Origin of the sequence: Chitinophaga polysaccharea (assembly GCF_007829335.1) — a bacterium.
In the GTDB taxonomy this organism is placed as follows: domain Bacteria; phylum Bacteroidota; class Bacteroidia; order Chitinophagales; family Chitinophagaceae; genus Chitinophaga; species Chitinophaga polysaccharea_B.
In genome coordinates this window covers 685,676-708,303 of record NZ_VIWO01000003.1, presented here as the reverse complement: position 1 = coordinate 708,303, position 22,628 = coordinate 685,676, and the positions used below count along the sequence as shown (strand labels likewise).

General features: G+C 48.5%; 14 protein-coding genes. 4 read left to right on the top strand and 10 right to left on the bottom strand.

Annotated elements, in window-relative coordinates; genetic code table 11:
- Position 1: 1 nt before the first annotated feature.
- The 5 genes from FHW36_RS14420 to pdxR all read right to left on the bottom strand — a co-directional run bounded on the left by FHW36_RS14420 (position 2) and on the right by pdxR (position 8,481).
- The gene (locus FHW36_RS14420; RefSeq protein WP_145670062.1) at positions 2 to 1,498 is read right to left on the bottom strand and encodes a RagB/SusD family nutrient uptake outer membrane protein; all 1,497 of its coding nucleotides are present in this window, start codon (positions 1,496 to 1,498) and stop codon (positions 2 to 4) included.
- 10 nt (positions 1,499 to 1,508) lie between these two features.
- Positions 1,509 to 4,871, bottom strand: coding sequence for a SusC/RagA family TonB-linked outer membrane protein (locus FHW36_RS14415; protein WP_145670060.1), 3,363 nt, complete (start codon positions 4,869 to 4,871; stop codon positions 1,509 to 1,511).
- A 142-nt stretch (positions 4,872 to 5,013) separates the two neighbouring features.
- The gene (locus FHW36_RS14410; RefSeq protein ID WP_145670057.1) at positions 5,014 to 6,171 is read right to left on the bottom strand and encodes a FecR family protein; all 1,158 of its coding nucleotides are present in this window, start codon (positions 6,169 to 6,171) and stop codon (positions 5,014 to 5,016) included.
- A gap of 62 nt (positions 6,172 to 6,233) precedes the next feature.
- A complete protein-coding gene (locus FHW36_RS14405; RefSeq protein WP_145670054.1) occupies positions 6,234 to 6,812 on the bottom strand; it encodes an RNA polymerase sigma factor in 579 nt (192 codons plus the stop codon).
- Between the two features lie 253 nt (positions 6,813 to 7,065).
- The gene (pdxR, locus tag FHW36_RS14400; RefSeq protein ID WP_145670052.1) at positions 7,066 to 8,481 is read right to left on the bottom strand and encodes a MocR-like pyridoxine biosynthesis transcription factor PdxR; all 1,416 of its coding nucleotides are present in this window, start codon (positions 8,479 to 8,481) and stop codon (positions 7,066 to 7,068) included.
- 151 nt (positions 8,482 to 8,632) lie between these two features.
- Here pdxR and FHW36_RS14395 point away from each other — a divergent pair, with 151 nt between their 5' ends.
- From FHW36_RS14395 to FHW36_RS14380, 4 genes are all read left to right on the top strand, one after another.
- The gene (locus FHW36_RS14395) at positions 8,633 to 8,863 is read left to right on the top strand and encodes a thioredoxin family protein (protein WP_145670050.1); all 231 of its coding nucleotides are present in this window, start codon (positions 8,633 to 8,635) and stop codon (positions 8,861 to 8,863) included.
- 76 nt (positions 8,864 to 8,939) lie between these two features.
- On the top strand, positions 8,940 to 9,662 hold the full coding sequence (locus FHW36_RS14390) for an AAA family ATPase (protein ID WP_145670048.1): 723 nt from the start codon (positions 8,940 to 8,942) through the stop codon (positions 9,660 to 9,662).
- A 290-nt stretch (positions 9,663 to 9,952) separates the two neighbouring features.
- Positions 9,953 to 12,043 (top strand): family 20 glycosylhydrolase, encoded by a 2,091-nt coding sequence (locus FHW36_RS14385; RefSeq protein ID WP_145670046.1) that lies wholly within the window; start codon positions 9,953 to 9,955, stop codon positions 12,041 to 12,043.
- 146 nt (positions 12,044 to 12,189) lie between these two features.
- Positions 12,190 to 13,125, top strand: a complete 936-nt coding sequence (locus tag FHW36_RS14380; protein ID WP_145670044.1) for a DUF6454 family protein — start codon at positions 12,190 to 12,192, stop codon at positions 13,123 to 13,125.
- A gap of 78 nt (positions 13,126 to 13,203) precedes the next feature.
- Here FHW36_RS14380 and FHW36_RS14375 read toward each other — a convergent pair whose 3' ends face one another.
- The 5 genes from FHW36_RS14375 to FHW36_RS14355 form a co-directional block, all read right to left on the bottom strand.
- On the bottom strand, positions 13,204 to 14,724 hold the full coding sequence (locus FHW36_RS14375) for a discoidin domain-containing protein (RefSeq protein WP_186452442.1): 1,521 nt from the start codon (positions 14,722 to 14,724) through the stop codon (positions 13,204 to 13,206).
- A gap of 30 nt (positions 14,725 to 14,754) precedes the next feature.
- Positions 14,755 to 15,852 carry a discoidin domain-containing protein gene (locus tag FHW36_RS14370; protein ID WP_145670039.1) on the bottom strand — a complete coding sequence of 366 codons (1,098 nt, stop codon included), beginning with the start codon at positions 15,850 to 15,852 and terminating at the stop codon, positions 14,755 to 14,757.
- 41 nt (positions 15,853 to 15,893) lie between these two features.
- Positions 15,894 to 17,693 carry a RagB/SusD family nutrient uptake outer membrane protein gene (locus FHW36_RS14365; RefSeq protein ID WP_186452441.1) on the bottom strand — a complete coding sequence of 600 codons (1,800 nt, stop codon included), beginning with the start codon at positions 17,691 to 17,693 and terminating at the stop codon, positions 15,894 to 15,896.
- Positions 17,694 to 17,791: 98 nt separating this feature from the next.
- Complete coding sequence (locus tag FHW36_RS14360; protein WP_186452440.1) at positions 17,792 to 21,049, bottom strand: TonB-dependent receptor; 3,258 nt, start codon at positions 21,047 to 21,049, stop codon at positions 17,792 to 17,794.
- Positions 21,050 to 21,373: 324 nt separating this feature from the next.
- Positions 21,374 to 22,627: a FecR family protein gene (locus tag FHW36_RS14355; protein ID WP_145670031.1), complete on the bottom strand. Its 1,254-nt coding sequence runs from the start codon at positions 22,625 to 22,627 to the stop codon at positions 21,374 to 21,376.
- Position 22,628: the final 1 nt, after the last annotated feature.

Here is a 22,628-nt window from a genome sequence, read left to right as displayed (position 1 = left end):
CTTAGTAACCTGGATTTTGGGTGAGGAAATGGTTGACAGTGATCTCCGGTACAGGGATTGGGTACAATGCCTGGAAGTCGCCCAGCCACGGTTGTTTGAGCGGAACGGCCGATAGCACATCATGCATCCGTTTGGTACGCTTCAGGTCAAACCAGCGGTGTCCCCATTCGGCAAAGAGCTCTGTTTGCCTTTCTTTTGCCACGGCGGCCAGCACCTGTTCTTTGCTGAGCGTAGCCGGTAAAGCAGGCAAACCAGCGCGACTGCGGATCGTATTCAGATCTGCGATAGCTGCAGCATTGCCTCCCGGACCACCATTGGCAGCGGCTTCTGCGCGAACCAGGTACATTTCCGCCAGGCGCAGTACCATGTAGTATTCTGCCGGTGGCATACCGAAGCTGCTGTTAGGACTGCCCACTTTATACTTTAACGGATAGCGGGTAACTCCCGGTTGGTTAGCGGTACCCATGGAATTGTCGGTACTGTCGGTCCATTTCTCCAGGCGCTGATCCCCTCGTTCAAAAGCAGATAACAGCGAAGGCGTGAGGCAAAACCGGGCCATTCCAACCTTCAATACGGCGGGTATCATCGCAAATCCTTCCGGAGTGCCATCTTTGAGGTACATATCCTGCAGCGACTGTTGCAGCTGCCAGATGGCTTCCCGGCTTCCTTTGAGAAATACCTTGTTAAGATCATTCTCCAACGTATAGTCGGCCGGGTTATTAATTACCGTGGTAGCCGCAGCCGCAGCATTGGCATAATCGCCCAGGTACAGGTATACCCTGGCCAGCAGTGCAGTAGCCGCAAAGCTGTTGGGCCTGGTGCGCTCCCCGTTGGTAGTGGGATAAGCGGCCGGCATGGAAGCGGCGGCGTCTTTCAGGTCCTGCAGGATCTGCTGATATACCTGCTGCTGTGGGGTACGCGGCAGGTGGGCCGTTTGGTTAAAATCTACCGTCATGGCCAGTGGCACATCTCCAAAAAAATTAACCAGGTAGAAATAACTAAATGCCCGTACAAACTTCGCTTCTCCGGTGAGCGCCTTTCTCACACTATCTTTTAGCATAGAAGATTTGGAATCTGCAATTCCTTCAATAACAGAATTAGCGCCGTAAATAGCGATATAGGCGCTTTCCCACATGGTCCAGGGCTGATCGCTGTTATAGATAGTGAGCTTATTGGTGGTAAGCCCGTAATATGATTGTTCTGCAGTACCGCGGTAGTTATACAGTTCGTCAGACGACAAACTGCCCAATACCGTAGAAAGGCCCGCAGCAAAGCTGGTCAGCCCGGCACCACTCGCATCACCTGTATTTTCACCATTGATCATACGGGTGTATACACCCGCCATAGCGCTGTTGGCTTGTTTTTCACTGCTGAATACCTGCCCGGTGGAAATGGTGTTGATCGGATCAGGTACCGTCACCAGCTTTTTACAGGCAGCCAACATTCCCAGCAGGAGGCAGCTGGAAGCGATCACAATTTTTCTCTGATATCTCTGCATAGCCGTTGATTTAGAAGTTAAAGGATAAGCCGCCGGTAATCGTTCTGGAAGGAGGAACACTGGAGAGGTCCTGTACTTCCGGGTCTATACCGGGATAGTTGGTGATGGTAAACACATTCTGCGTGCGGATAAAAGCACGGCAGGCGGTCATATGCGCCCTGGCCACCAGTTTTTCCGGCAGGCTGTAGGTGAGCGCCACATTGCGCAGGCGGAAGTAAGAAGCATTGATATATTGAGCATCCGACGACCCAATAGAGGTACCAAAACCATTGGTAAATCCCGGACGGGTGGCAATATCACCCGGCTTTTGCCAGTGATCCTGTATGGCGTCTGCCGGCAGGTTACCAAAGGCGCCCGGTACTACCACATATGGATTTAACCCGATCTGCCGCTTGAAGTCGAAGAACAGGTCCAGGCTCCAGCCTTTATAGATAAATGAGTTATTTACGCCTCCATAATACTTAGGATTGGTATCCACTTTTACATAGCGATCATCATCAGCAGTACCCGCCGGTACGCTGGTACTAACATTTACCAGCCCGTCTTTATTGAGATCTACAAAAGCGTATTTCCCGGTTTGCGGATCGATGCCCAGGTAGTGCAATACATATACGGTGCTGAGTGATTGCCCAACTTTATAAACAGAATAATAAGGCGACTGCTCAATGCCAGGATAAGAAATCAGCCGGTTCCTGTTGGTAGAGATATTGAAGGTCATGGACCAGCTGATATCTTTTTTATCGATCAGGCGGGCACGTACAAATCCTTCCCAACCAGCATTTTCTACTACCGCTGTCCAGTTGCCCACTACTGAGTTGAAGCCGGTATATTTCGGTGTAGGAATCCGTGTGATCTGGTTACCGGACCTGTTCTGGTAATAGGCACCTTCCAGGTTAACCCGGTCGTTGAGGAAGCTAATGCTCAGGGCAGCCTCATATTTTTTGTTGGACTCCCACTGGTATTCCTGGTTCACCGCATGAATAGGGGCAATAGGCTGCAACCCGTTGTAGGGGTTAAGCGGACGGCCGCCCGATGTGGTAGCCCATTGCGACAAATACTGGTAGTCGCCAATAGAGGCATCGCCACCGGTAATACCGTAGCTGGTGCGGAGCTTTACGAAGCTTACCCATTCGGGCAGCAACTGCTTCATCCAGGGTTCTTCAGATGCATTCCAGGCCAGGCCTACGGAACCGAAGTTGCCGAACTGGCTGCCGGGAGCAAAACGGGAAGAACCATCTCTCCTCGCATTGAGGTTAATGATATACTTGTTATTCCAGTTGTAGTTGATACGTCCGAATAACCCGGCGTATTTATAGCGGGCATAGGCCTCTGAATTAATTTGTATAGGCGCATTGTTGATGCTGCGCAAGAGGTTATCATCGCTGTACCCCAGTCCAAATACAGAGGCGCCATCCGTAATGGTCGACTGCAGGGAGCCGCCCACCTGTATTTTCAGATCGCCCTTGCCGATGAAACGGCTGTAGGCCATCTGTGGTTCTATGATCCAGTTGGTATTCTTAGTGGTTCCGAAATTGGCGGAGCCTACAGGATTGGTGATAGGATTTTGTGAAGCAATCGGCGTAAACATGTTACTGGAGCCAGTCATACTCGTATAGCCGGCAGTGGTAGAAACCGTGAATCCTTTCAGCAGTTCATAACTGATTCCCAGGTTGCTGCTGAACTGGTTCGTTTCGATAATATTATTCTGTTTCAGAAAAGCAAAGGGAAACCCGCTTCCGTTGCCGGTGGCATTCCAGTCGTCCCAGTTCAGGTCACCCTTGCTGTTGTAAATAGGAGGCGCATTGGGTGGCAACATAAATATGTTAGTCGAAGCATATACTGCGTCCACATGGGTATAGGAATAAGTAGTTCCCAGGGAAACATTGAGTTTCTGATTCTGGCTGCGGTGGCCGATGTTGGCGCTCAGGGTAGCCTGTTGATTGGAACCGCTTTTGCTGAGCACATCTACCTGCCGGGCATAGTTGCCGCTGATGCGGAAGGTATTATGGGTATCACCGCCAGAGAGACTGGACATGACCGACGTTTGGCTGCCGGTACCCAACAACACTTTTTGCCAGTCGGTATACCGCGTGGTATCCCAGGCCATCAGATCGGCTGCAGTTGCCGGCGAGGGCGCCACCCCGTCATTTTTGAAGGCCTCGCGGCGCATTTGCAGGTACTGCTGTGTATTCAGCATTTTACGGCGGTGTGGCACATCGATGTATCCCTGGTTAATATCCAGGGAGAAGTTGGTTTTGCCAGGCTTGCCTTTTTTGGTAGTGATCAGGATCACGCCATTGGCAGCGCGGGAACCATAAATAGCCGTAGCATCGGCATCTTTCAGTACCTCAATGCTTTCAATATCGCGCGGATTCATACTAAACAGCGGGCTTTGTCCGCCGGTAGCAGAAAAGCCGCCTTGTACAAAGCCGGAAGAAATCCCGCCATTATGTACTGAACCGGGTAAATCCAATACGGTTAGAGGTACGCCATCAATCACATAGAGCGGGTCGCCGAGGAAGTTACTTCCCAGGGAATTGCGCCCCCTGATTTCTACTTTCACCGGCGCATTGGCGTAACCGCTGGTTTGGGTGATCAGCAGCCCCGGCGCCTGTCCCTGCAAAGCCAGCAAGGGATTGAGCACAGGCTGCCTTTCTATTTCTTTGGCGGTGATCTTGGTAATATTACCAGTGGCCAGGCGCTTGCTGGTAACACCATATGCTTGTACCACGGCCTGGTCTAGTTCGCTGGTAGCGGCTTTCATCCGCACATTAAAGGATGATAACAGTTTGGCTACAGGTACGGATATCTTCTGGTAACCAATACAGGAAAAGGTGAGTATATCCTCTTCTGTTACTTTCTTCACAGTAAATAGTCCCTTTTCATCCGTCTGGGTTCCTTTGCTGGTACCGCTTATCACTACATTCACTGCCATCAGTGCGGCGCCTGTTTTGTCGTCGGATACCACGCCCGACACATCACGCGTGGGCGTTTTGTCGTCGGGCGTTATCTCCGGTTGACCGCTGTTTTTCCGGAATAGTACGATGGTGGTTCCTACAATGTTGTAGCTCACCGGCATACCGGAAAAAACGGTTTTGAGAAATGCTTCTAATGGCTGGTTTTTGGCATTGACTGGAATAGTGACACTAGCGTCTATCTGGTCTGGATTAAATATCACGACATAGTTCGACTGTTTCTTGATCTCTGCAAATACCTGCTGCAACGAAGCTTTTTTGTTGCTATAGGTAATTGTTTGCGCTCCTGCCTGCAGGGATATCCCCAGGCTGAAGGTCATCAGCAACACTACGGTCAGCTTTTTAAAAAGCCGGTTCCTCCGGGCAAACCGTTTATAAAAATTGGATGCTGGAATCATGGTAATTCTGGTTGATTAAATAATTAATTTTTAGTCAGGACAAAGCTCCGCCAGTAGCTTTCCAGCTTTTATTCAGCACAAGGCCTGTATGTTCATGCAATCTGTTGATGAGAATACGAGGTATGGCTCACATGACGGAATGTTACGGCATAATGATCAGTTTGTTGCCATCGACCCGGCAATGCACGCCCATGCTGCCCAGCACTATCAGTGCCTGTTTCAGGTCGAGGTCTCTTTTTATTTCGCCACTGAAAGGAACGTCTGGTACACCTTTCTCATACACCACCTCTACGTTGTACCAGCGGGCTAGCTGTCGCAGTACTTCATCGAGGGGGGTGTGATCAAAGCGGAACAGTCCATCCTTCCAGGCAACGGCCATTTCCGTATCGGTGTTGCTGGTCACATTCAACTGATCGTGACTGGCAATGGCCTGTTGTCCGGGCTCGAGTATGGCGGACTTCCCGTGGTGGGTCATCCTGACACTGCCCTGTAACAAGGTAGTGCGGATGGCTGGTTCGTCCGTATAGGCGTTCACGTTAAACGCCGTTCCCAGTACTTCTACCGTGGCTTTGCCATTTATGTCTACCATAAACGGGTTATTAGCCTGTTGTTTTACATCGAAATATACTTCGCCGGTCATTTTCACCTGCCGGTATTTTCCATTAAAGGCGGTGGGGAAGCGGATACTGGATCCGGCATTCAGCCAGGCGGTGGTACCATCCGGCAACAGCAGCTTATACTGGCCTCCCCGCGGCGTGGTGAGGGTATGGTATTCCATATTACCTGCCTTTCCCTCGTAATCCAGTTGGCCGCTGTCATTGTTCACTTTCAGCTCTCCGCTCTGCACGATGTTACCCTGGGCGCTGTCGAGCTGTATCTGGCGGCCATCGGCCAGCGTTAACACGGCATGATTGCCTTGTTTGGCTGGAGCGGCCAGGTTGCCGGCCAACGGCGGTGTGGTGTCCCGGTGGCGCATCAGCAGCATGGCGGTACCGGCGGCGGCCAGGATGAGCACCGCGGCGGCGGCATAGCGGAGCCAGCGCCGGCGTAAAGGCACTACCGGTGTAGCAGTACTGTCCATTAACCTGTTGAGGATACGTGCACTGGCAGCCGGCGAAAGCGCCGGCGGCTCCCCGAAAGAACGGTGATACACTGCTTCCAGCAAAGGCTCCAGTTGAGTATCTTCCTCCACAGGATTTTCCTTCAACCATGCAAACAAGGCAATACTCTCGGCATCCGTGAGGGTACCGTCCAGGTATTTTTGCAGCAGGTCAGCAACTGGAAAATTTTTTGGCTCCATATCAATAAGACTAATGAATAAAACAAATGGGTGGATGCGTTGGAAAAAAAATCCAACTTTTTTTATTTCAGGGATACCAGCAGTATCAGCAGGGAAATATTGCCATGCTCCAGCAGGTACTCCCGGATCGATTTAACGGCGAGCGACAGGTGCTGCTTAAAGGTATTACGGGAAATATTCATAAGAGCAGCCGCCTCTTCATAGCTTCTACCCTCCTGCCGGCAGAGGATAAACGCTTCCCGGCGTTGTGGCGGCAGGCTATTGATCGCCTTGTGCAACAGCTCTTCATATTGTTTGGCTTCCACGGCATTCATGAGCGACTGGTCGTCGATGCCCAGGGAAGTGCGATGCATTACCTCGTCGCGGATCGTATCAAACAAAGCAATGCGGTTCAATTGTGTAAGGGCGGTATTACGGGCCAGGCGGTACAGGTAGGCAGCAAACGACGACTTGATATCCAGCTGCGCCCGGATTTCCCATATCTTCAGGAAAACATCATGCACCAGGTCCTCCGTAAGCGCCGGATTCCGGGTAAACTTCAGCAGGTAATTATAAATACCGCCATGGTACTGCTGGTAGATAGCAGTAAACGCATCGCGGTTGCCGAGCGCCAGTTGTTGCAGTAGTTCCAGTTCATTCATCCCAATATAATGCCGTCAGCTCCCGTTCTCTGCGGCAGGGGTAAATTTAATACTAATTGTCAAATTTAATAGTGTGCAGGGCTTGGGAGCCTGCAATTATCAGCAGGAACCGCCTATATTTACAAGCAACCTAATTCGGCTGTATGACAACAAGAAACCAAAAACCGGAAGAAATTATAGGTTGGGCGAAGCGCAATCAGGAAATGGAAAATAATACCCGGAAATACCTCCGGGATACCAGGTCCCGCTAATACTATAGCAGCTTAGCCAGTGCCTGTATCCCTTCTTCCAGCTGCTCTTCTCCGGGAGAGGCGTACCCTAGCCGGATACCATTCACGGGGGCATCATAGCTGTAACTATCCGGGCAGATAATTTTAATACCTTTTGCCTGTAGCCTTTCCGAAATAAGGAACCAATCTACCGGTGCTTTGGGCACAATCCAAAACGCCAGTCCTCCATCGGGAACATGCCAGGTAGCTTTATGTTTCAGGTATTTTTGCAGCAACACTTCAGCAGCATCTCTCCTGGCTTTATAGTGCAGGCTGGCCTTTTTGATATGCCGTTTGATAGTCCCGTCTTTGATGAGCTGTAATACCGCCTGCTCCATGATATTATCTCCCTGAACATCAATAATTTTACGGAGGGCCGCTACCTTGTCGAGCAACTGCTGGTTGCTGCTGGCCAGGTAACCAATGCGCAACGCAGGGGCTACCACCTTGCTCATAGTGCCGATGTAGACATATTGTTTCAATTCAGCAAAAGTAGACAAGGGCAATACGGGGCGGTAGCCGAAGTGAAACTCATTGTCATAGTCATCTTCCACAATTGTAAACCCATACTCATTCGACAGCTCCACCAACTTCAGGCGCCGCTGCAGGCTCAAGGTAACTGTGGTAGGATACTGCCGGTGTGGTGTCAGGTAGATGGCCCTGATCTTCTTTCGTGATTTCAGATGCCGGATAACGTCCGTAATCACCAGCCCTTCTTCATCCACATTTACCGGTAACAATTTAGCGCCTGTGCTTTCAAAAGCCTTCCAGGCAGGCTTATAGCCAGGGTTTTCTATCATGATATAATCCCCCTTCTCCAATAAGGTTTGAGCCACCAGGTACAGCGCCATCTGGCTACCGCGTGTTATACAGAGCATCTGTGCCTGTATGCTCATCCCCCTTTGGTGGTTCAGCATTTGTGCCATCTCCTTCCGGAACTCCAGGTCGCCCAGTTCGGTCCCATATCCCATCATCTGCCATTTTGCTTTCCGGTTGAAGATCTGGCGGTAGGCCCTTGCCAGCTCGGCGATAGGCGCTATTTTGCTGTCGGGATAACCATCATCGAAAAAAATACGCCAGGGCTTCGTTGACGGAGCAGCAGTGGGTTTCACGCCCTTTTTTGAGGCATCGGGATGAAAAGGATAAGTAGCGGCTACAAAGGTACCCCGGCGTTCCCTGGACTCCAGCCACCCTTCTATCAGCAATACATTCAGCGCCTCCACGATCGTATTCCGGTTGAGTTTCAACTGCTGCGAAAGATACCGGCTTCCCGGCAATGCGTCGCCCGACTTCAATCTACCGGAATGAATATCTTTGATGATCGCATCTGCCACCTGGAGATAGATGGCCTTGTCAGATTGCTCATCCAATTGTACTTCTAATTTCCATGCTCTTAACATCTGGACTACCTGTTTTTGTAAATTCTGTACTAGTTACCTGGTCCAAATATAGTATACTTTTGTTTCATCATCACACAAAAGCCTGGCTGCTGAAGTGATGGCAGCCAGGCGCTCATCATACCAGTAAAATATTAACTAAATTTGCATCATCATGGGAAAAGCAATTTTCTACCACGCCGGTTGTCCCGTTTGCGTCAGCGCAGAGCAAGACATCTTACATCTTATCCCTGGAAACCAGGTAGAGGTGATTCACTTAGGGACCGACAAATCAAAAATTACCGATGCCGCCAACGCAGGCGTAAAGTCGGTTCCGGCGCTGGTAATGCCTAACGGCAACGTACTGCACATCAACTTTGGCGCTTCCATAGCAGATTTGCAGTAGTTGCCAGCTAACCCTCCTGGCATGCGGGAGGGTTGGTTGTACCAGCGAAAAAGGGAACCGCATAACAGTAACGCGAATGAATATATACGATTTGATCATCCATGATCAGCCAACCATACAGCTGGAGAATATTTTCCTCCCGGGTCAAAACAGGCAAGCAATTCAGCAGCTCATCAAAGAGCACCGGTTCATACATACACTCCATCAATATGGACTTCCGGTTAATAACAAACTGTTGTTATACGGTAGTTCCGGTTGTGGGAAAACAACTACCGCCAAAGGTATCGCCGGCGCCATGAACAAACCTTTGATGATACTGAACCTGAGTAACGTTGTTTGCCCCCGCATCGGGGAAACAGCTCAAAACATCAAATCGGTTTTTGATAAAGCTGCCAGGGAAGGCGCCGTCCTCTTCCTGGATGAGTTTGACCAAATTGGTAAAGCCCGTAGCGATGATGATAAAGATGTAGGAGAAATGCGTCGCCTGGTGAATACGCTGATCCAGCTGATCGATTACTACCCCGAAAAATCGTTGCTCATTTGTGCCACTAACCATATTGAAATGATTGATGCCGCCTTGCTGAGACGTTTTCAACTGCGCATCCGTTTTGAAATGCCCGGTACAAAAGAGCTAGATAATTATTACGAGCAACTACTGGCGCCCTTCCCACCACATTTACAACAAATCGACCGCACCTATAACATCTCCTTTGCCGAAGCCAAGGATATGGCATTTACACAGGTGAAGTCCAGGCTCATTGCTGAACTGGAGCTACACGCCACATTGACGGAAGTATAATGGACAGTATTCTTGAAAACATACAACACGTCCACCACAGGATACAGCGCGCCTGCGAAACCAGCGGGCGCGCTCTTCCAACGACGTAAAACTGCTGCTGGCTGCTAAAACGGTGCCCACTGAACGTATCCGGGTTTCCGCTATTTTGACCAATACCCCTCCTATCTTGCCTTTTACATAAGCGGATACAGAAAATCATCCGGAAGTTATTACATTAGATACGTGATAGCAACTGCTATCGCCAATGCCTGTCAGGCAGTCAATCAGTGAACAATGTTATGACTCATCAAATGAAAAAAGCTTTTCTTATTACCGGTTTAGCGCTAGGACTATTTCAGGGTAAAGCCTGGTCGCAAACTACCAACCCCGCTCCATTTGTAATACCTGGCCTGCAGGAGTGGCAGGGAGGCAACGGGCAATTTACCCTTCAACCAGCCAGTGCTATTGTATTGGAGCCAGCATCAGCAGCTGCTTTATCGGGTACCGCACAGGTGTTGCAACAGGACCTGTTGCCATTAACCCACGGTGTTTCCCTCGCTATCAGGACCGGAACACCCACAGCGGGCGATATTTTTCTACAGTTGAACAGCCCAGACACTGCGCTCGGCAAAGAAGGTTACCTGGTGACCGCCGGAAAGGAAGTGCTGCAAATAGCTGCACCGAGCGCCCGGGGCGTGTTCTGGGGTACGCGTACGCTGTTGCAGGTATTGGAACAGGACAGTCTCCATACTCATTTCCCCTGCGGTACGGCAAGAGACTATCCCCGTTACGACGTTCGCGGCTTTGTGCTGGATGCAGGACGTAAGTTCTTCAGCCTGGATTTTCTCCGGCAGTATGTGAAGTTCATGTCCTACTATAAAATGAACGATTTTCATATACATCTTAATGACAACGGTTTTAAGCAGTTCTTTGGAAAAAACTGGGATAGCACCTACGCGGCCTTCCGCCTGCAGAGCGATTTTTATCCCGGGCTTACGTCCAAAGACGGCTCCTATACCAAACAGGAATTCCGGGACCTGCAGGCGTTGGCAACTTCCTATGGTGTGAATATAGTTCCTGAGATAGATGTACCGGCACATTCCCTTGCCTTCACCAAACTCCGCCCCGAGATTGGCAGCAAAAAATATGGCATGGATCACCTCGACCTCGATAACCCGGTTACTTACCAGGTTATAGACAGCGTATTCATGGAATACCTGTCGGGCCCCAACCCGGTATTTACCGGCCCGGAAGTACACATTGGAACAGACGAGTATGCCAAAGCTGCAGCAGAGCAGTTCCGCGCATTTACCGACCATTACATACGCCTGGTAGAATCCTATGGAAAAAAGGCACGCATCTGGGGCGCACTCACACATGCCCAGGGCAATACTCCCGTGAAGGTAAAAGACGTAACCATGAATGTATGGTATAATGGCTATGCCGACCCTGTAGCCATGAAAAAGCTGGGATACAATATGATCTCCACTCCTGACGGATGGCTGTATATTGTTCCCGCAGCCGGCTATTACTACGATTACCTCAACTTACCTCAACTATACAACAAATGGGAACCAGTACAGGTAGGCGATGTACGGTTTAAAAACGGTGATCCACAGATCATGGGCGGTTCTTTTGCCGTATGGAACGACCACGTAGGCAACGGCATCACTGAAAAAGATGTACACGACCGGGTATTCCCTGCCATGCAGGTACTCGCTCAAAAAATGTGGAGAGGCGCCGATAGTACACAAAGCTATGCCTCCTTTGCAGCCAACGCTGCTAACACCGGCGAAGGCCCCGGCGCCAATATGCGTGGCAAACTAAAAGGCAAGAACGGGTTGGTGTTACAATATGAGCCTGGAAAAAATAAGAGTAAAGACAATTCCGGCAATCAAAGAAACCTCGGTAAAATATCCAATGCAGCCATCCAGCGCGATGGCCTGCATATCAACGGAGGTAGGAGTTTCGCACAAACGCCTGTTCCCGAAATCGGGTATGACTATACGGTAATGTTTACCGTTAAACCAGATGCCGGTAATGCACCCAATGCCGTATTATTCAGTTCTCCCAATGCCACCGTTAAACTCAAACAACAACAAACAGGTAAACTGGGCTTTTCACGGGAGGGCTACGATTATACTTTTGATTATACCGTACCGGCTAATCAATGGACCAAGCTCGCTATCAGCGGGGATCATAAAGGTACCCGCCTGTACGTTAATGGTCAACTGGTGCAAAGCCTGGAAAAGAAAAAGATCGGTTTTGCCGGCGCCAAAGATTCCATGGCGATTGTGCAAACATTGGTATTCCCATTGCAAAATATTGGTGACACTTCGCACGCCTTCAAGGGTGTGATAAAAGATATTCAGGTATGGAATATGGCCGATAAACTGAAATAGCAGGCATTTCCCGAAACATAATAATATTCCCGGGCTCAAATGAGTCCGGGTATATTATTTATAGCCATCCACGTTTGTTGTTAATTTTATAATATTGATCTTATTGATATTTATGTAACATTACCCACATAAACCTGGATAATAACATGCCTGCCAGAAGAGATTTTTTAAAACATAGCTTGCTCCCCCTGGGCGCACTTTGCCTGTCGCCGGATCTTAAAAGTCTCTCCCAACCCAAAAGATCAGAAAGCCACTTAAGCAAACGGCTGAAATCTATCACCCGGCATACTCCGTGGAACCAGGTGGCCGCTATTAAGATCCGGTTCAACACCTTCCATTGCCAGGGTATGGTTAAGATCGGAACAGATTTCTGGGTATCTTCCGTAGAAGTGCATCCCGGCAACGACCGATCCTCCGGAGCAGGGCACCTGTTTAAAATCGACGCCAGCGGTAACCTCCTGGCTGATATTGCCATTGGCGAGAACGCAATCTTTCATCCCAGCGGTATTGATTTCGATGGCACCCATATCTGGATAGCTGCGGCCGAATATCGACCCGACAGCCGGTCTATCATCTACCGGCTCGATCCCCGCCGAATGGCGCTGGAAGAGATATTTAGATGGGACGATCATATCGGGGGCATTGCCAGGAATCCTGATACCAACACCTTACATGGCATCAGCTGGGGCTCGCGCCGGTTCTATCAATGGGCATTGAATGAAACAGGTAAGGTACGCCATGCCAACGTCTCTCCCATTCCCAATCACGCCTATTACATCGACTACCAGGATAATCAATACCTGGGTGGTGGAGAAATGCTTTATACGGGGCTTAGCGCCTACAAGCGGCCAGGAAAGCCATCGTTTTCCCTGGGAGGTATAGAAATTATTGATCTGGACTCACATCAGCCAGTGCACCAGTTGCCCGTTGAGCTCTGGTCGCCTGCCACAGATGCTGTTATGACGCAAAATCCCAGCTTCTTTGAGCTGGGTGAAGGAGATAAAGTGCGTGGGTATTTTATGCCGGACGATAATGAGTCGACGTTGTTTATTTACGAAGCATCCGCGGCAGCACCTTTATAAATCTTCAACCATATCCGTATCGGCTTAAAAGCCCGCAGGCATATACCCGCGGGCTATTAATATATAAACATCCATCACTCAATATGCGCCAATCTCTGCCAGTGAGCAGGATTTTCCATCGTCATAACTGCTGGTAGTTACTATCCGGAAATACCGCGCATCCACTGGGGCAGTAAAAGAAATAAACTGGTCCATATCACTCTTCCTAAGCGTAAACACACCTTGCGAAGTCCAACTACCGGTAGCGGTTTTCGTATACACTGTCATTTCCTTGATGCCTGGCCATACACCCTGGCGATCCCGGAATGTAAGACCTTTCAGCTGATGAGATGTACCCATGTCGATTGTAAGCTGATGCGGATGCGTTGGCTCTGCACCACTGTACTGCGTATGCCAGTAGGTAGACGGATCATTATCCAGGGCATTGGTAGCCGGATAACCGTTCTCTTCTGAATCTACGTCGGCAATTACCCAACCTGTTTTGGGAATTTCAGGTTGGGAGCCAATAGCCGGATCAAGTACCGGCTCCTGGTTAATAAACGAATAGTGATAGGAAACGATCGTTTGACGATAACCGTTGTTGCCCAGCACGTCCACTCTCAGTGAATAACTTCCTGTCAGATCCCATAGCTCATTTATCGGCGTAGAGATGCTAAAACTGTCTGTTCCTATAGGAGCGGCCGACCAGCTGGGCGTATCATAGGAATCGGTGTTGGCATCGGGATCCTGGTACACATTAATCCCATTCACCGGCTGGGCAGCAAAAAAACGCCCGGTGATCACCATGTTACCATTGGCGTAACTGATATGTACCTTCTTCGCATAAATTTTAAAAGACTGTTGGTAGCCGGCTACTGTGGCGTTGTTAAATAATTCGCAGTTGTTCAATATAGCGCAGGCGGCTTTCGTCAGTATAGTCCCCTTGGTAAAATCGTTCCAGCTCATGAGCGAAGTACCCAAAGTAGCAGCATCACTTCTTTTTTCTTTGTCATGTGGCAAACCAAGGCCGTGACCCAGTTCATGCGCACTGCCTGCTACCCAGTCGATCCCAACCCCATATTGCCGGATGTCCAGTTTGTCGTGGTCTAATATAAATGCCCAGTTACCAATACCATAAAAGGGCACGTCAGCATGGGATACATCTGGTACCGGCGTGATCACGAGATAATGTTCACTTCTCTTTTCATCTGCATGCTGCGTAAAGTAAGCATTGATTTCCTCCATCATTGGGCCGGCGCCGCCATCGTATTTATAGGATGATGCCGGATGGGCGCCGCGAACAACTGAGAATATAACTTGCTTGCCGCTTGCATTGGTTTGTAGTCCGAAAGTTTTATTACCAAACCCGTTGCGCTTCATTTCCCCGCCATAAAAATCCCGGAAGAAAAACAACATATCAGTCATCCGCTCCCGGTAATGCAGCAGGGTGTCTTGTCCCTGTGGAACAAAATATACTACGTTCAGCTTATAGGTACTTTTGTTCACTTCTACGGCTGGTTTATCACCAGCCGTAGAAGTTCCGGAATGTTTAGCGCAATACATAAACGGAAGCGCCAGGCCTGTCAAAAAAATATACATCCATAGGTTAACCTTGCTCATATGCATGTGTTATTTTAAAGTCAAAAAAGCTTACAGTGCGCCATACAGATTAATCTCTCCCAGGAATCCATAGAAGTTAGGTCCTTTGGTCAGGACTACTTTCACATACTTCCATTGCTGCGGTGGTACTGAGAAAAATTGTTCTGCATTTTGCTGCACAAAAGGATAAGTGCCGAGATCCGCCCAGTTTTGACCATCCGTGCTTCCCATTAATTGTATTTCCGTTTGTCCGTCTTTGTGGCCCTGCCTGTTTACAAGGCCTACTCTTGAAATAGTGGTAACTTGTCCTATATTCACAGCAATCCAATGCGGATAAGGCGGTTCTCCAGATGACCAGGTAGTATGCCAAAAGGTATTGATATTGTCATCAATAGCAGCAGTGGCATAACCATTTACCGGCCCTTCTCCCCCATCTTCCTGGTCGCTGAACCCGGCAATAGACCAGCCGCTTTTAGACAGCTTGATTTCCGTTAATGGAGTAATCGTAGCGCTCACAGGGTTGGACTGGCGCCGCGATATATCCGTTACTGTTACCACTACGGTGATGGGGCTTCCACCAGGTATCCCGGAAAGATAACCTACCCCTTGCTGTACGGCCGAGGTAAACGCTTTACTTACCACTTTTCCGGTGGCCGGATCAGTATAAGCGGCGTTCACAATCACTGTTTTCCCGGAATTATTTTCCCACGCGATACGTGCTCCCCCTATAGAGGCTGTGATTTTGATGGTATTAGCGATGGCAATATACACCGGCGGTTTGGGGGTTATCGACATCGTGGAAATTTCGCTGATCGCTCCCTGGGGGCCTACCGTTTTAATGGTAAAAGTGTAAGGCTTGTCTGTCAAACTGCCTATCACCGCGGTATCGGTATAGCGGCTGAACTTCTGTTCGTTTACCTTGCCGGTGCTGTCAGTATAGCTGATAGAAGTATAGAGATAAATAGCAGAATCTTTCGGACTGCGGCCAATAGCATCCCAGGTAAAGATAGCCTCACCATAACCTGGCGTACCTTTTACGTTGGTCAACGCAGGAGGAGGTACACCTACGTCTTCTTTCTTACTACAACTGGCCAGGTGAAGGAATAAAAGTCCTGACAGTATGCCGAATAATAACTTTTTATGTAGCATGATGAAAAGTTGTTTGGATGATGAATTGTTTTCAAAAGCGACTACCAACCAGGATTTTGAACCAGGTTAGTATTCTTGCTCAATTCCTGCACGCTGATAGGAAACAGGTAGCCAGCCGGCGTACGGAATACCTGGTTAATGACTGGTGTTACCTGGTTAAATGTATTTTCATCGGTGCCCTGGAAATTCATGCCGTAAATAGTTTGATTCAGGTATTTGTCGCCCTGTTTCCAGCGGCGCACATCCCAGAAGTATTGTCCTTCAAACACCAATTCTATAGTGCGCTCCCTGCGTATAATATCCCGCATTTCATCCTGTGTAAATACAGGACCATGACCGGCAATGGCCCAGGAGGCTTGTACAGTGGGCAACATAGACCTTTGGCGGATCATGTTCAGGTTGTCCAGCACTGTTTGTTGTTGCGCTGCACCATAATACTCATTCAACGCTTCTGCATAAGAGAGGTATAGCTCAGCCAAACGAATGATAGGCCAGGGATAGTGAACAATGGTAAAATTGTTATCATCTGCTACGGTTTGTGGATGCACTACTTTCTGCACCAGGAAGCCAGTGAGTGAGTAGTTGGTAGCTCCGGAGCGCCACCCGTGTGCTTCTCCGGCTTTAAAGTGCATCGTTTCCGCTTCTCCATTTACCAGGTATTTACCATTGTCATAAGCTACAGATGCATAGTAGCGTGGTTCGCGGTGCAGGTTCACATTCATGGTGTGTGCATCCGGGTCTACCTCGTATCTTTTCCCATAAGCCCAGGTGGGGTCTTTATCTATCGGTAATCCATTTTCGGTGTAGAATGTTTCTACCGTTCTCATACTCGGCCCAATGCCATTGTAGGAATTACCCGACAGTGGCGCACAGTTCTGCTGCCATTGGTACCATCCTTCCGGCACAGAATAACCCCATATCAGTTCTACATTCCATGGGTCTACCATGGTAAAACGGTAGGCAATCATCCCGGTATCGCGGCGTGTTTTTTCAAAAATACCCGTTGGCCCTTTATAATCGGCAAATTGGTAAAGCCGTTTTCCATTCTGTGTGGCCACATCTATAGCATCTTTGATCGCATCTATGGCACGTTTCCACTTCTCCTTATCATAGGCAACATTCATCAGCGGCTGACCATTCCTGTCTTTGAAACTACTATAGTATTCATTGTTACCATTAAACAGCGGCGACGCAGCCGTCAGCAGTAAACGGGCCTTCATCGCTTTTACCGACACCGAGGTTACTCTTCCCAGCTCATTTTGAGCAGGAATAGTAGAGGGCAACATAGCTGCAGCCTCATCATATTTTTGTACAATATAATTCACACATGCGTCGTAAGGCTGACGGAATGGGAAAATATCCGTACCGCTGGTAGCACTGAAATCAATCTGATGATCAATCAGCGGGATAGGTCCATATTGACGCAGCAGGATATAGTGATAATAAGCAGCCAGAAAAGTTGCTTCCCCTTTCCAGCGTTTGGCTATGTCGGCAGTAACACCGGGCACTTTATCTATATTATCCAGGAAAATATAGCATTGCCGGATGCCCTCAAACAGGCTGATACCAGGCAAACTGTTCTTTCCCTCCCAATAGTTAAATAAGGGGTTGGAAGAATTCTGCTCCCCTCTCAATAACCTTGAAATCGTATTGCCCTGCCACACGGTAATAGCCTGGTCTGTAGCACAGGCGCTGATGTTGCCATAGCTGGCGTCATTTTCCGTAGGCATGTAAGCGTATAGCGAATACAGGAATCGCAGCGCTGTATTATAGTTTTGAAAAGCCGTATTAATAGTGGCTGTGTTGGGAGGTACAATGTCGAGATACTTTTTGCAGGACAACAATCCTGATGTAAAAAGGCAAACCAAAAGACCTCCGAATATATATTTCCGATTGAAGAGATGCATAATTTTCTTTTTCAGCTGATGAATGGATGTTATCAGAGATTAAACTGCGCGCCTAAATTGACTACTGCCTGTGGAGGATATCCTAAACCATTACCGCCCCCTTGTTCAGGGTCCCATAATTTAAATTTGGAAAACGTAAGCAGGTTAATGCCTCTCAGGTATATCCTGGCAATCTTCGCCGGGTTATAGCCTATTTCCACTTGCTTCAGGCGCAGGAAAGAGAAGTCACGCAACCACCAGGAAGAAGATTGTTCATTGTTGGGAGCCGACTCCAACGCTGTTAACCTTGGGTAGAAAGCATAGAGGTTTTGGTTGTCTGGCGACCAGTGATCGGCTGCAATAGCAGCTATCAGGTTGTTTTGCGCACGTCCGAAAGGCCGGAACCCATTGATGTAATCAGACATATGCGATAACCCCTGGAAGAAAACGCCCACATCAAACTTCTTGTAGGTAACAGTAAACCCTGCACCATATACAATTTCCGGCACTCTGGGCCATCCCATTGCCACCCGGTCGTTGTTGTTGATAGAGCCGTCGCCGTTGATATCCTTGTACTTGATATCACCGGCATGGGAAGCAATAAATACAGGACTGCTGGCTGCTTCTTTATCATCAATAAACAAACGCTCGGCCACCAGCCCGAAATTGGTATTCAGCGGATGTCCCATATATGAAAGGTTACCAAGCCCCAAGGCAGCATAATTTGGCTGGTCGTAATACAATATCTTGTTACGCGCGTAAGTAAATGTACCGCGGAACGATACCGCCAGGTCCCTGTTGATAGTATGATTATACAACAAGGTAGCATCTATACCATGGTTCAGCACCCGTCCGATATTGGAATAAGGCAATGCACTCGATACACCAGCCGTAGCGGGTATGGTACCACGCTGCTGATAGATATTGGTACGCATTTCCCGGAACCAGTCCAGGTTGAGGGTTAGGTCGTTAAACAAACCTAAATCCAATCCAACATTCAACTTTTTACTGATCTCCCATTGAATATTGTTATTAGGATAGCGGGTAATCTGGATACCAGACATCCCGTTATCGAAGTTGTACCCGGTGGTAAAACCGTTGCCACTATTCATATTCACGACGCTGAGGTAGGGAAAGCGGTCGCCCCCTATCTGGTCGTTACCTGACAACCCGTAGGAAGCGCGTACTTTCAACAGGTTAATATGGCTAGTCCATGTGGCTGTTTTAAAGAACGACTCATTGGAGGCTACCCAGGAAATACCTCCTGCGGGGAAGAAACCATAGCGGTGTCCGGCTGCAAAGTTTTCAGAACCCGTATAACCGAGGTTGGCTTCCAGGTAATAGCGCGAATCATATCCATACGCCAAACGGCCCGCCCATCCCTGTTTACGCGATGGCAACGCATCTACAATGTTACCACCAGGCGTATTGGTATTGTATTCATTTCTTAAAAACACCAACATACCAGACACATCATGTTTGTCATTGAACATGCGATTATAGTTCAACGTCGTTTGCATGTACAGTGTTCTGTCTCCGCTATTATCGCCCGACTGGCCCAGCGCCGTAGAGCCACCCGCGGCAGCAATCCAGTTCAGGTTATAAATATATTTACCATCGGCATCTTTACGGTAACTGTCCAAGGTATAGTAGTAGGGCGTATAGGTTCTCGTAATACTGCTGCTGGCCCAGTTTTTGAATGAAATGAGTGCATTGAAACTCAAACCTTTGGTAATCATGTTCAGGTCCTGTTTTCCCCTCAAAGTGGTCAACAGTGTTGAAGCAGCCGACTGGCTATATCCCTTGATCATGTCCGCGTACGGATTGTCGCGGGTATTGGCGGTCAGGAAGCCATCTGTTTTGTTACCGAAATAAATGTGATCCAATGCACCATCAGCGGGGGTAGGATAAAAGGCCGGAAAATCTACACCGTTGGCCCCCATTACACTACCAAACAAGGAAGAAGCGCTGGTGGCAGGTCCGGTGTTCCTGTAATAGTCTGCATTGATATTCAGCTCCAGTTCCGTGGTTTTCGTAGCTTTTACACTCACATTATTTACGAAATTGAAACGGTTGTTATCAATGTTATTTTTGAACCCGGTCAACAGGCCGTTGTTCAATATACCCATGTCTTTATAATAGGCTATTCCCATGTAATAACGCGCTACCTGTCCGCCGCCCTGCACGTTGAGGTTAGCGTGGTGGCTAAACGCATAATCCTTAAACAACATTTTATACCAATCGATATTTGGGTAGATGTAAGGATCTAATCCCTGTGCAGTACCGTTGATCTTCTCCTGCGAGTAACGATCCGCATTGTAAGGGTTATCATTACGCAGCGCTTCGTTATATAGTTTCATATATGACACGCCGTCTGTAAACTTCACGATCTTTGTTGGAGAAGACACAGAGCTTTCCACCAATCCGGAAATCTTTGGTTTGTCCATAATTTTACCACGTTTGGTTTCTATCAGTATTACACCATTGGCACCCCGGGCGCCATACAATGCAGTAGAAGAAGCATCTTTCAGGATAGAGAAACTTTCTATATTGCTGGGGTCAATACTATTAAGGTCGCCCGCAGATATTTCCACTCCATTAAGGAAGATCAATGCACCGGTTCCTCCATAAGTGGATACGCCACGGATCCAGAACTGGGCGCCGCTACCGGGTTCACCGGTAGACTGCCTGGCGATAACTCCCGATAATCTACCCGCAAAAGAGGAAGACAAGGTACTGGAAGGCGTTTTTAATTCCTGTGGAGAAATAGTGGTAATAGCGCCTACGATACTGATCTTCTTTTGCCTGGTATTGAATCCCGTTACTACTACGGAGTCGATGCCGATGGAAGATGGTGCAAGCTGTACTTCCAGGTAGGTTTGATTATTTACCGGCAACTCCTTCGTGGCATATCCCAGGTATTTAAACAACAGGATAGCATGTCCGTCTTTCACCTGGATCACGAATTCTCCTTTTTTGTCGGAATAAACGCCATTGGCCGTACCTTTCTCCTGTACGCCTACTCTTTCCAGGGGTTGTCCTTTTTCATCCGTAACATGCCCGCGGACGGTCATAGGAGGAGCGGGAGCGCTTTCTTCTCCTGACGCACCTGTCGGCGATTTTTTCAATATAATGGTATTATACCTGACAACGTAGGTAATCCCTCGTTTTTCAAGGCATATATCCAGGGCGTCCCGCAAGGATGCATCCTTTACGTTCAGGTCAATATTGGCCGCATCTTTGAGCAGGTCGGGATTGTATATAATCTGATATCCGCTCTGCTGGCCGATTACCCAAAAGATTTTTTCCAATGACAGGTTTTTCGCGGATATGCTAATCTTTTGCGAATACGCGTTGCCCCTGACTTGCAGGCAAGCAACCAACATAACAAAAAAAGCAAGTCTCATAACGATGTGTAGCAAGATTCTGGTTCTGCGCCAACTCCAATAAAATGAGCGCGCGTTTTGCACGTGCAAATACATATATTTGTATAGTTTCGTTTTTGATAACAGGATTACTACGCCTTGTCTAAAAAGCGGACATTACTACCGGAATACCGCCTGGCCGCGGGTTCCGGTTTATTTTTTTGGTTGATACGTGGTGTAATGGTACTATTTCATTGTTCCTCCTTATTCTTAAATACGTGATACGATAATTTTGTTCCCTGTGATCTGGAAGCGTAATCGGCCGTCTGCTTCCAGTATTTCTATTAATTCCCTGATATTTTCTTTTCTTTCTATATTTCCGGCAAAACGGATATCTGTCATATCTCCGTTGTAGTCGACGGTTACATCGTACCACCGCGACAATTGCCTCATAATGGTTTCTATATCGGTAGACCTGAACAGGAATCGTCCTTTCTTCCAGGCAATTTCTGCCTCGAGGTCAGCAGGTTTCACCTGGAGTGTATTGGTTTGTGGGAACCACAGCGATTGCTGTCCGGGTTTCAGCGTTACCGCATTTACACCTTTGCGCATATTTACCGAACCTTCTACCAGGGTCGTTTTTACGACCTTTTCATCATCATAGGCCATGATATTAAAATGAGTGCCCAATACTTTTACCACTCCTCCATCATCACCGGCACGCCGTATTTTTACCAGGAAAGGCCATTCCTCCTTTTCTCCTGAGGCATGTGCCACTTCAAAATAAGCCTCTCCTGTCAATACCACTTCCCTGTTATATTTATTAAAGGGCACCGGGAACTTCACCGTGGAGGCGGCGTTAAGAAAAACGTGCGTACCATCAGATAGTACCACTTCATACTTACCTCCTTTGGGGGTAGCTACCGTATTCCAGATCTCGCCCTGCGTAACCGCATCAGCTTTGTGATATACTAACACGCCTGCCTTCTGCTGGGCAACCAGGCTGCCACCTTGCATGGCCACGGTATCAGCAGTACTATCCTTCAAGGCTACCATGGCGCCATTCCCCAATACCAACGTAGCTTTATTACCACCTGGATTTATCTGCACCCCGCCAGCTACAGGCTCATATGCATGCTTACCCGTTTGCCGGGTAGTAATATGCCTGATCGCGATAAGCGTAAAACACAGCACGGCAGCAGCAGCGCTCCATTTCCAAAAAACAGGCCGGCGCCACAGGCCAACGGCAGGGCGGTCGGCACCCGCATACGGTGCCGGCAGCGGCAGATTCGCTGATGTAAAGATTCTTTGCGTCAGTGCATTGATATCATATTTACTGATAGCCTGTAACTCGTCTTTCCAATAAACAGGATCACTGAGCTGACGGAATGTGGCTTCATTTGCTTTGTCTGCCGCTATCCAGGCTTTCAATACCTGCAATTCCTCTTCCGTAATTCTCCCGGCTCTCAGTTGTTGTATCAAGGCTGCTATGCGCAACGCTTCGTCGATCCGTTCTTCTTTCATG

What these genes read in the sequence shown, in the direction of transcription:
- FHW36_RS14385 (WP_145670046.1), top strand. Translation starts at nt 9,953, where the DNA reads ATGAAAAAAGCTTTTCTTATTACCGGTTTAGCGCTAGGACTATTTCAG.
- FHW36_RS14420 (WP_145670062.1), bottom strand. Translation starts at nt 1,498, where the DNA reads ATGCAGAGATATCAGAGAAAAATTGTGATCGCTTCCAGCTGCCTCCTG.
- FHW36_RS14380 (WP_145670044.1), top strand. Translation starts at nt 12,190, where the DNA reads ATGCCTGCCAGAAGAGATTTTTTAAAACATAGCTTGCTCCCCCTGGGC.
- FHW36_RS14355 (WP_145670031.1), bottom strand. Translation starts at nt 22,627, where the DNA reads ATGAAAGAAGAACGGATCGACGAAGCGTTGCGCATAGCAGCCTTGATA.
- FHW36_RS14390 (WP_145670048.1), top strand. Translation starts at nt 8,940, where the DNA reads ATGAATATATACGATTTGATCATCCATGATCAGCCAACCATACAGCTG.
- FHW36_RS14395 (WP_145670050.1), top strand. Translation starts at nt 8,633, where the DNA reads ATGGGAAAAGCAATTTTCTACCACGCCGGTTGTCCCGTTTGCGTCAGC.
- pdxR (WP_145670052.1), bottom strand. Translation starts at nt 8,481, where the DNA reads ATGTTAAGAGCATGGAAATTAGAAGTACAATTGGATGAGCAATCTGAC.
- FHW36_RS14370 (WP_145670039.1), bottom strand. Translation starts at nt 15,852, where the DNA reads ATGCTACATAAAAAGTTATTATTCGGCATACTGTCAGGACTTTTATTC.
- FHW36_RS14405 (WP_145670054.1), bottom strand. Translation starts at nt 6,812, where the DNA reads ATGAATGAACTGGAACTACTGCAACAACTGGCGCTCGGCAACCGCGAT.
- FHW36_RS14410 (WP_145670057.1), bottom strand. Translation starts at nt 6,171, where the DNA reads ATGGAGCCAAAAAATTTTCCAGTTGCTGACCTGCTGCAAAAATACCTG.
- FHW36_RS14375 (WP_186452442.1), bottom strand. Translation starts at nt 14,724, where the DNA reads ATGAGCAAGGTTAACCTATGGATGTATATTTTTTTGACAGGCCTGGCG.
- FHW36_RS14415 (WP_145670060.1), bottom strand. Translation starts at nt 4,871, where the DNA reads ATGATTCCAGCATCCAATTTTTATAAACGGTTTGCCCGGAGGAACCGG.